8 protein-coding genes are annotated in these 9,396 nt (G+C 35.6%); 5 read left to right on the top strand and 3 right to left on the bottom strand.

The window, feature by feature from the left end:
• Positions 1 to 80: 80 nt before the first annotated feature.
• The 3 genes from V7183_RS20510 to V7183_RS20500 all read right to left on the bottom strand — a co-directional run bounded on the left by V7183_RS20510 (position 81) and on the right by V7183_RS20500 (position 2,793).
• Positions 81 to 1,085, bottom strand: a complete 1,005-nt coding sequence (locus V7183_RS20510; protein WP_097894609.1) for an ABC transporter permease — start codon at positions 1,083 to 1,085, stop codon at positions 81 to 83.
• A gap of 1 nt (position 1,086) precedes the next feature.
• Entirely contained in the window at positions 1,087 to 1,947 is an 861-nt protein-coding gene (locus tag V7183_RS20505) for an ABC transporter permease subunit (protein WP_097894610.1), read from the bottom strand.
• Positions 1,948 to 2,058: 111 nt separating this feature from the next.
• Positions 2,059 to 2,793: a YwaF family protein gene (locus V7183_RS20500; protein ID WP_335360664.1), complete on the bottom strand. Its 735-nt coding sequence runs from the start codon at positions 2,791 to 2,793 to the stop codon at positions 2,059 to 2,061.
• Positions 2,794 to 3,007: 214 nt separating this feature from the next.
• Here V7183_RS20500 and V7183_RS20495 point away from each other — a divergent pair, with 214 nt between their 5' ends.
• The 5 genes from V7183_RS20495 (at position 3,008) to V7183_RS20475 (ending at position 9,275) form a co-directional block, all read left to right on the top strand.
• Positions 3,008 to 4,111 carry an efflux RND transporter periplasmic adaptor subunit gene (locus V7183_RS20495; RefSeq protein ID WP_335360663.1) on the top strand — a complete coding sequence of 368 codons (1,104 nt, stop codon included), beginning with the start codon at positions 3,008 to 3,010 and terminating at the stop codon, positions 4,109 to 4,111.
• Positions 4,108 to 4,782: an ABC transporter ATP-binding protein gene (locus tag V7183_RS20490; RefSeq protein ID WP_335360662.1), complete on the top strand. Its 675-nt coding sequence runs from the start codon at positions 4,108 to 4,110 to the stop codon at positions 4,780 to 4,782. Before V7183_RS20495 ends, V7183_RS20490 begins: the two co-directional genes overlap by 4 nt.
• Before the next feature lie 2 nt (positions 4,783 to 4,784).
• The gene (locus V7183_RS20485) at positions 4,785 to 5,966 is read left to right on the top strand and encodes an ABC transporter permease (RefSeq protein WP_335360661.1); all 1,182 of its coding nucleotides are present in this window, start codon (positions 4,785 to 4,787) and stop codon (positions 5,964 to 5,966) included.
• A 160-nt stretch (positions 5,967 to 6,126) separates the two neighbouring features.
• The gene (locus V7183_RS20480) at positions 6,127 to 7,329 is read left to right on the top strand and encodes an MFS transporter (protein ID WP_335360660.1); all 1,203 of its coding nucleotides are present in this window, start codon (positions 6,127 to 6,129) and stop codon (positions 7,327 to 7,329) included.
• Between the two features lie 269 nt (positions 7,330 to 7,598).
• Positions 7,599 to 9,275, top strand: a complete 1,677-nt coding sequence (locus V7183_RS20475) for a Na/Pi cotransporter family protein (RefSeq protein WP_335360659.1) — start codon at positions 7,599 to 7,601, stop codon at positions 9,273 to 9,275.
• The last annotated feature ends 121 nt before the right edge of the window (positions 9,276 to 9,396 follow it).

Here is a 9,396-nt window from a genome sequence, read left to right as displayed (position 1 = left end):
TTCTATGCATGGCCAGATCCTCTCTCCCACCCAAAAAGAGGGGGTTTATATATAGCTTAGATCCTAATTTCCTAGGCTCTTTACATTGTATGCTTAAATGTAAACAATTCTTCTTTCGAATGCGAAACGTGCTGTACCTCTTCGACATCCTCTTTCTTTTTATTTTCTCCTAACCTTACTTTCGCTATGGCATCTTCTATACTTCTTGCTATCATATTTCCTGAAAAAATAGTAAGGCCAAAAAAAGTAATTGGTACAAGCGGAATCCATGGATGCACTGTTAAAGAACGGAAATATACACCAATTAAACCTGACCATTCATGTGTATAGGAGTCTATTTCTTTGACCAATCCACCAAATTGTACCGTCCCCCCAAAAAACACTTCAAGCAATCCTAAATGAAGAAAAATAATAAGCGTTTGAATAAACTGCTGCATTAATACAAGTACAAACGTCATATATAAATGTGGAAACACATGTTTAACTACAATATGTCGTTTACTTCCTCCTAGTATACGGGCAGCATCAATAAATTCTTCCCTTTGTAATTTCCGAACCTCATTCGCAACGTAAAGAGAAATGGTTGGAATCGCAAGTACAACAAGCAATATGACTTGAAATGAAGCTCTCTCAAAAAAAGTTGATGTTTCTTGCCCATTTGCAAATCTATTCGCAAACTGCAGTAAAAAATAAGCGATCATTACTGTTGGAATCACTGTAAAGCTATCAAAAAAGGCTTCAATCTTTGTGAATCCCCTTTTTATATATGTCCCTAATACTACACCAAAAAATACCCCTATTATCATACGCATGACTGCGATAAAAGCAGATATACCAATAGTCCATTTTGCTCCCTCAATAACTAGGTTTAACAGATCATAACCTTTTCGATCTGTTCCAAGTAAAAATTGCGATGAGGGCGGAAATGGTGGAACTTCTGGATTTCCTTGTGCATCATATTGCAAAGATACTTCACGAATATGTCCATCATTCCATATCGTATTTCCAATACTTACAACAACTAATCCGATAAGAAATAAACTACTCAGCCAAAATCGTTTATCGCGCTTTACATATTTCCACATCTTATTGCCTCTCTTTCATCGCATCTGGAACGAAATAATGAAATGATTTAAATAGGATGAAGATTGGAATATAAATAAGTAATACACTTATTGTAAAAACCTCAATCGCTTGATACCCTTTAATGAATATAAAAATGCCATGCGTATTAAAAATCCATTCTATAATATACAAATTTGATAACATAAACCAAATGTTCGTTTTTGCAAAGAATAACGTACTAAGCAATACATTTCGTAACACATGATGATTTAAAATATGAAAACGATCCAATCCTTTTGCCTTTGCAAATAAAACATAATCTTTTTCTAATTCTGTTTCAAAACGAAGCAGTAATAACTTCACAAACATAATAGTAGTTGGGACACTTAAACAAATAATGGGCAAACCCCGAATTGAGTCTGTTCCTAGTGCAGCGATTTTTACAGGTAAAAACCCTGTCTTTTGAAAAATCCATACAACAAAAATTTGTGATCCAAGAATAAGAAGAATGTCTGGAATAGACTCAAGAAAAAGAAGAAATGATTTTATACGACGTTGTATGCGCGGACGACTTCTAATTATGATGTAAACGATGCAAAAAGCTATAAATAGCGAAATAAAAAATGAAGCTAAAAAAATAGTCATGGTTTCTTTATAATGAACAAATAGTTGCGGAAATAAAGGTTTATTACCTGCATATGTTAAGCTTGAAACATCTATCAATTTCACAAACAACATCTTTAAAGCCTGTACATACCCCGAAAAGTCAATATGTAATCCTTCAAATAGCTTTGGTAGAGCGCCTAAACAAATAATTCCTACAATTGAAAGCATAAATTGTATAATAACCTCTATACCATTTGAAATAACCTTTCTTGCCATCTTCCCCCTTCTCTCTATACAAGATTCCATTCTATTTATTTATACTCCGCTCTATTTTATAAACAATTTTCAGAATTGTAAATATTTTCTACAAAAAAAAGAATCGCTAGATTATGATCCTAGCGATTCTTTATGCATACGATTTTCGTTTCCGGAAAATGGTATGCATAAAAGTAAGCATCCAATAAACGCAATGATTTCTAATGAAATAATGTAGTATGGGTGAGGGCCTAACAGATCAAGTAATGAAGCCGTTTCTGGTTTATGTGCTAAAAACATATAGTTTCCCCCTGTTTTATAATTTACGAACGAAACAATCGGAACCAATATATTTAAAAACAACATCGTACGCTTAATGGATTGAAAAGTTGGTCTGTATCCTTCCACCCACGTCATAAATAATGGTGCCCAGATGAGTAATATATGTGCGATGAAAAATTCGATGAAGCGAAAATGTGGAAAAGCATACTGTAAGTTTGGTGTTAAAATCGCTTGTGATGCCCCAATAATTCCTGTAAAAAAGACAATTTCATATAACTTATAGCTTTTCGTTACAATCATAATTGTTGATAATAGTAAACTAATCGTACATAACTCAAATGGTAATGAGGTACTTAATTGAAAAATCCCCGCTTTTATTTGCCATACATCCAGCCCAATTTCGCTACCAATAAATAAAAAAGCAATTGTATATCGAATCATCACATTCCATTGCTCTTGGCGAAGTAAATCCTGATATTGATACAGACAATAAATTCCTACACCGATAATAAGAAGTATAATAACATGTTGTTTTGAGTATGGAATAAACGGATCTAATGGAGCTGCTCGAAAATAAGCTTCCATGTTCCTCCCTCCTTTCCTTCATACAATATTATTGTAAGAAAGAAAAGGTTCGTCAACCAATTTGCTCTCTTCTTAAATCCCCTCTGCCTAATTTATCTCAATATGTATACCTTACAAAATTGTAAGATTATTGTAAGCTAAAACGATTTGTCACATTCTTTCACTCTTCTATACTTAAAACAGATACAAAAACGAGCGAAAAGGTGATAAATAAATGAAGAAGAAAAATAAAGTGTTAATTACTAGTGTAGTAGCAATTGGAATTGCGGCAGGTTCATACTTTGCTTTTGCTGGCGGCGGATCTAACGTGGCTATGGCATACAGCGGTTATAAAGTAACAGAAAAACAAATTGAAAATGCACAAAAATTCGGTGGTGAAGTCATTCCAAATGGAATTGAAACAATTCCATTTGATCCATCAAAAGGCACGTATGAACTAGCTGTAAAAAAAGGAGATGAAGTCAAAAAAGGACAAATTCTCTTTAAATACAATGATCCTACTATGAAGCTAGGTGTTACCGAAGCAGAAATGCAAAAGAATTTAGCCGATAAAGAGGTAACATTATTAAAGAAACAAATTGATACAGCAAAACAAAAATTACAAAAAAATAAAGATGCTGGTGCACCACAGGAAATGTTAAAAGCATCAGAAACCGATATCCAGCAACTTGAAGCTCAGCTTGAAATGAAAAAATTTGAGGTTGAAAAAGCAACGCAAATGATTCAAGCAAACAAAGAAAAACTAAATACCCTTTCTGTAACAAGTCCAGCTGACGGCACAATTGAAGATATTGTAAAGAATGCTGATGCAAAAACAGGTATGAGTGGTATTACGCTTCGTACTGCTGGCCCTCTAAAAGTAAAAGGACAATTATCAGAATACGAACTAGCTCATGTAAAAGTTGGGCAAGAAGTGACCGTTACATCTAAAACAGTCCCAGGGAAAAATTGGTCAGGTACAGTGACAGAAATCGGCACAACTCCAGTAAAAACTATGGATGAAAATAAAACAACCTCTAACTATCAATTTACCGTTACATTAAATAATAGTGAGGGATTGCAAAATGGATTCCATGTATATGTAACAAGCAAGTCCGGTCAAGCAACTGGTACAGTGATTCCAAAAAGCAGTATTGTGAAAAAAGGAGATAAAAATGTTGTATTCATCGTGAAAGATGGGAAAGCAAAAGAACAACCTGTAACTGTTGAATTCGAAACAGATAGCGAAGCAAAAGTTTCTGGTGTGAACAAAGGAGAACAGATCATCTCTAAACCAGAAAAAGATTTAAAAGATGGCATGGAGGTTACTGTTCAATGATTGACTTAAGAGGCATCACGAAATCCTTTCAAAACGGTGAAGAAACAGTTCAAATATTGCATGGCATCGATGTAACGCTTAACCAAGGTGAATTTACTTCCATTATGGGACCATCTGGTTCTGGTAAATCCACATTAATGAATATCATCGGTTGTTTAGATAAGCCAACAGCAGGTACTTATTCATTAGCTGGACAGAACATTTCAAATATGTCTGAAACGGAACTAGCTCATATTCGTAATAAAGAAATCGGATTTGTATTCCAAAACTTCATGCTGCTCCCTCGTCTTACAGCATTACAAAATGTAGAATTACCTTTAATTTATGCTGGAGCAGATAAAAAAGAACGTCGCGAACGTGCACTAGCAGCATTAACAAAAGTAAGTTTAGCAGACCGTGCCACGCATTTGCCAAATGAATTATCTGGTGGACAAAAACAGCGTGTTGCTGTTGCGCGTGCAATCGTGAATAATCCAAAATTCATTTTAGCTGATGAACCAACTGGTGCACTCGATACAAAAACAAGTCAACAAATTATGGACCTCTTTTACGAATTAAACAAACAAGGCTCGACAATCATTATGATTACCCATGATCGTGAAATTGGGGAAGCGGCAGCACGCCAAATTGTAATTCGTGACGGAAATATCGTCCAAGATTGGAGAGGTTAATTTTGAACTTAAGTGAAAATATACGTATGGCCATTTCCTCTATCTTCGCTCATAAAATGCGTTCCGTTTTAACGATGCTGGGGATTATTATTGGGGTTAGTGCTATTATTACCATTATCTCAATCGGAGACGGAACAAATGCAAAGTTCCGTGAACAAATAGGAAAAGAAAAGAAAGATCAGTTTTCGGTAAATTACAGAACAGAAGATTATTCGGATATGGATGGAAAAATATCTGCAAGTATGTATGACAATATCTCAAAAATTTCTGGTGTTCAAGAAGTGTATCCAGACGTTAGGGGAAAAGAAAAAGTATATGCAGGAAAAAAGGAATTGGATCTTGATGTAATTGGTGCGAAAGGAGATTATTTTGAGGATACATCTAGATTTCAACTTGAACACGGCCGATTTTTAACAGCTGCCGATTTAGATAAACCAGAACATACAATTGTATTAAATAAAGAGGCATTCAATAAATTGTTCTCTTCATGGGAGCCAAACTTATATATAGATATGAAAGGTACACCTTACAAAGTAGTCGGTGTATATTCCACCAAAGCAATGATGGGTGGCGTGGAATTTAAAGAAGGTATCATCTCCGCAGAAAACTGGCCTATTCTATTTGGTAAAAACAACTATGATGGTATGACAGTAAAAATTGCTCCTGGTCAAGATAAGCAAGCTGTACAAGATGCAGTCGTAAAATCATTAAATGATGCGAAAAAACCAGAGCACACTGGAAAATTCAAAGTACCAGATCCACAAGAAGCATTAAAAGAGATTGATAACTTTACTGGTATCTTAAAAGGTGTATTCGGTGGTATTGCCGCTATTTCACTACTTGTTGGTGGTATCGGCGTTATGAATATCATGCTTGTATCAGTAACAGAGCGTACACGTGAAATCGGAGTCCGTAAAGCACTCGGTGCAACGCGCGGAAAAGTATTAACGCAATTCCTAATTGAATCTTGTATTTTAACAGCATTAGGCGGATCCATTGGATTTATGCTCGGTATTTTCTTCGCCTGGATTGTTGCTATGTTTGCTGGATGGCCACTTGTTGTCTCAGTAAAACTAGGGCTTATCTCTGTCGCACTTTCTATGCTAATCGGTATTCTATTTGGTTTACTGCCAGCTAATAAAGCTGCGAAGCTCGATCCAATCGAATGTTTACGATATGAATAAACAAAAACAGCCACCCGTTTATGGAGTATCCATGAACGGGTGGCTGTTTTTATTTCACCCTAAAATTGTTATACAATTCCAATTCAACTTTCTTGACTGTTACATTGACCACTACATATACTCGAAAGAACAGAGAAAAAATTATATAGGGGATGAATATATGGGAGAAGCAATACTCGTAAAACGAGAACCATTATGGACAAAAGAGTTTGTTGCGCTCATTCTAGCAAACTTATGTATGTTTTTAGGCTTTCAAATGTTAATTCCAACTTTACCTGTTTACGTGAAAGAAATTGGTGGCACGAGTTCAAATATTGGGTTTGTTGTTGGCGTGTTTACTGTTGCAGCACTTTTTATTCGACCATTAACAGGAAATGCACTACAGAAGTTTAATAAAAAAATCATTTTAATGACCGGAACTGCTGTTTGTTTACTTGCCATGGGCAGTTATCTTTTTGCTTCAACTGTCTTCCTTCTACTTGCCGTCCGTATTTTACACGGAACAGGTTTCGGTATCACAACTACGACATATGGTACAATCGTCTCTGACTTAATTCCGCCTGCCCGCCGTGGTGAAGGAATGGGATACTTCGGTCTCTCTGGAACAATGGCCATGGCACTTGGTCCTCTCATCGGATTATGGCTTATGCAAACTTATAACTTTACCGTTCTTTTTCTATGTGCCCTATCTTGCACAGTTATTTCTTTAATATTAACAAAGCTACTGAAAATCAAAGTAACGAAGCAACCACCTTCCCAAACGCCTGAAACGTTTTTAGATGGCTTCATTGAGAAAAAAGCTTTACTTCCTTCATTATTAATATTATGTATTACACTTATGTATGGTGGTATCGGCAGTTTCATCACGTTATTCGCTACACAAGTCGGAATCACTGATATTAGTCTTTTCTTCTTATTTAATGCACTTGCAATTGCTGTAACTCGTCCATTTTCGGGAAAGTTATATGATGCAAAAGGTCATACATTTGTTATTATTCCCGGTGTTCTTTTAACATTTTCAGGAATTATCCTTTTATCCTATACAACAACAATACCAAGTTTAATTATCGCGGCTAGCTGTTATGGCAGTGGATTCGGGGCTATTCAACCTGCCTTACAAGCATGGATGATTGATCGAGTATCCCCGCATAGACGCGGCGTTGCTACGGCAACATTCTTCTCTGCATTCGATCTTGGAATCGGTGCTGGAGCAATCATATTTGGATTTATTGCCCACTTTACAGATTATGCAACCGTATATCGTTATTCCTCTGTGTTATTGATTGCTTTCCTTTTTATTTACCTTACAAATGTACGAAAGCAAAAACAGATGGACAAAAAACATGAAAAAGCTGCTGGATGATCCAGCAGCTTTTCTTATTGTTCTTCCTTCTTTTCCTTCACTATTTTTTAAACATCATTTATTTTTCTACTATTAAATACAATGTTACTTTTTCGCAAAAATATACTACATAATCCATTAAAGCCAATTAAATCCAGGGGTTTCTTTAAATAAATGTAAACTTTTTATCGTTTTGTAAATTTAGTGTAAATTCTATAAGGAATTCGTTTACAGCTACTCAAAGTTCAGTTAATAATTACACAGTACATGAAATTTAAGGAGTGGAATGCGTGGAATTTAATGTTCAAGACATGATCTTCCAGTTTATTGGTGGATTAGGTATTTTCTTATTCGGGATTAAATATATGGGAGATGGACTGCAACAAGCAGCCGGAGATCGTCTTCGCGATATTCTCGATCGCTTCACAACCAACCCACTTATGGGTGTACTAGCTGGTATGTTAGTTACCGTACTTATTCAATCTAGTTCAGGAACAACAGCTTTAACAGTCGGACTTGTCAGTGCTGGATTTATGACACTAAGACAAGCAATTGGTGTTATTATGGGTGCAAACATTGGAACGACCGTTACAGCATTTATTATCGGAATTAAAGTTGGAGAATATGCTCTTCCAATTATGGCAGTTGGAGCAATTCTATTATTCTTCTTTAAAAATAAAAAAGTACAATCTGTAGGACAAGTTGTATTCGGATTTGGTATGTTATTCTTCGGTTTAGAATTAATGAGCACAGGTATGAAGCCATTACGTTCTCTAGAATCATTCCAAGAATTAACAGTTAGTATGAGCGATAGCCCTTTCCTAGGCGTTATTGTAGGTACAGTATTTACTTTAATTGTACAAAGTTCAAGTGCAACAATTGGGATTTTACAAGAATTATTCGGTCAAGGTGCAATCGATTTACAAGCTGCACTTCCTGTATTATTTGGTGATAATATCGGAACAACAATTACTGCTGTATTAGCAGCAATCGGTACTTCTATTGCAGCAAGACGAGCGGCATTAGTTCACGTTATCTTTAACGTCGTTGGTACGATCATCTTTACTATTCTATTAGTACCGTTTACAAATTTGATTCAATATTTGCAGGACGCATTACATTTAAATCCAGAAATGACAATTGCTTTTGCACATGGAACATTCAATGTAACAAATACAATCATTCAGTTCCCATTTATTGCAGCACTAGCGTGGATTGTAACAAAAATCATTCGCGGAGAAGATGCTGCGATTGATTTTAAACCGAAGCACTTAAATCCAATCTTTATTGAACAATCTCCTGCCATCGCCTTAACAGAAGCACAAAAAGAGATTATTCGTATGGCAGAGTTCTCACTACAAGGCTTAAAAGAAGCAAATCAATTTTTAAATACGAAAGAAAAGAAACATGCTGATATGGCAACTCAATTAGAGGGCGCTATTAACAATTTAGATAAAAGAATTACTGAGTATTTAGTATTACTTTCTGAAAAACCACTTTCACCAGCGGATTCCGAAAAACATTCTGCCTTAGCATCTGTTGTCGGAGATATTGAACGCGTTGGAGACCATGTAGAAAACGTTGTAGAGCTTGTAGACTCCCAAATTTCTAATCGCGTCAAACTATCAGATGAAGCAATGGCGGAACTAAATGAAATGCTTGAATTAACAATTTCAACATTACAAGATGCAATTGGCGTCTTAACAAACTTTGATACTAAACTGGCACAAACAGTCATTACAAAAGAACGTAAAATTGATCAAATGGAGCGCGTATTGCGTAAACGCCACGTCATTCGTCTAAATGAACGTAGCTGCTCAGGAGATGCAAGCATTATCTTTGTTGATATGGTGAGCAACTTAGAGCGTATCGGTGATCATGCTGTAAATATTGCAGATGGCGTTTTAGGTGAACAAGGAAAATTCGCATTAAAACAACATTATAATAGAAAAGAGACGCTTTTATAAGGCGTCTTTTTTCTATTGACGTAAGCTATTTAAACGTCTTCTTATATAATTTTTCGATATCTAAATCCCTGCTATGCAGAATAAAAAGTAATCTACACTCGTTTGCTCTTTCTGTTTTTAC

The sequence above is a fragment of the Bacillus sp. JJ1127 genome (assembly GCF_036965845.1).
GTDB lineage: Bacteria > Bacillota > Bacilli > Bacillales > Bacillaceae_G > Bacillus_A.
This window is presented reverse-complemented; position numbering and strand designations above follow the sequence as displayed.

Excerpts from the sequence above, each read along its gene's own strand:
- V7183_RS20510 (WP_097894609.1), bottom strand. The coding sequence starts at position 1,085 with ATGTGGAAATATGTAAAGCGCGATAAACGATTTTGGCTGAGTAGTTTA.
- V7183_RS20505 (WP_097894610.1), bottom strand. The coding sequence starts at position 1,947 with ATGGCAAGAAAGGTTATTTCAAATGGTATAGAGGTTATTATACAATTT.
- V7183_RS20500 (WP_335360664.1), bottom strand. The coding sequence starts at position 2,793 with ATGGAAGCTTATTTTCGAGCAGCTCCATTAGATCCGTTTATTCCATAC.
- V7183_RS20495 (WP_335360663.1), top strand. The coding sequence starts at position 3,008 with ATGAAGAAGAAAAATAAAGTGTTAATTACTAGTGTAGTAGCAATTGGA.
- V7183_RS20490 (WP_335360662.1), top strand. The coding sequence starts at position 4,108 with ATGATTGACTTAAGAGGCATCACGAAATCCTTTCAAAACGGTGAAGAA.
- V7183_RS20480 (WP_335360660.1), top strand. The coding sequence starts at position 6,127 with ATGGGAGAAGCAATACTCGTAAAACGAGAACCATTATGGACAAAAGAG.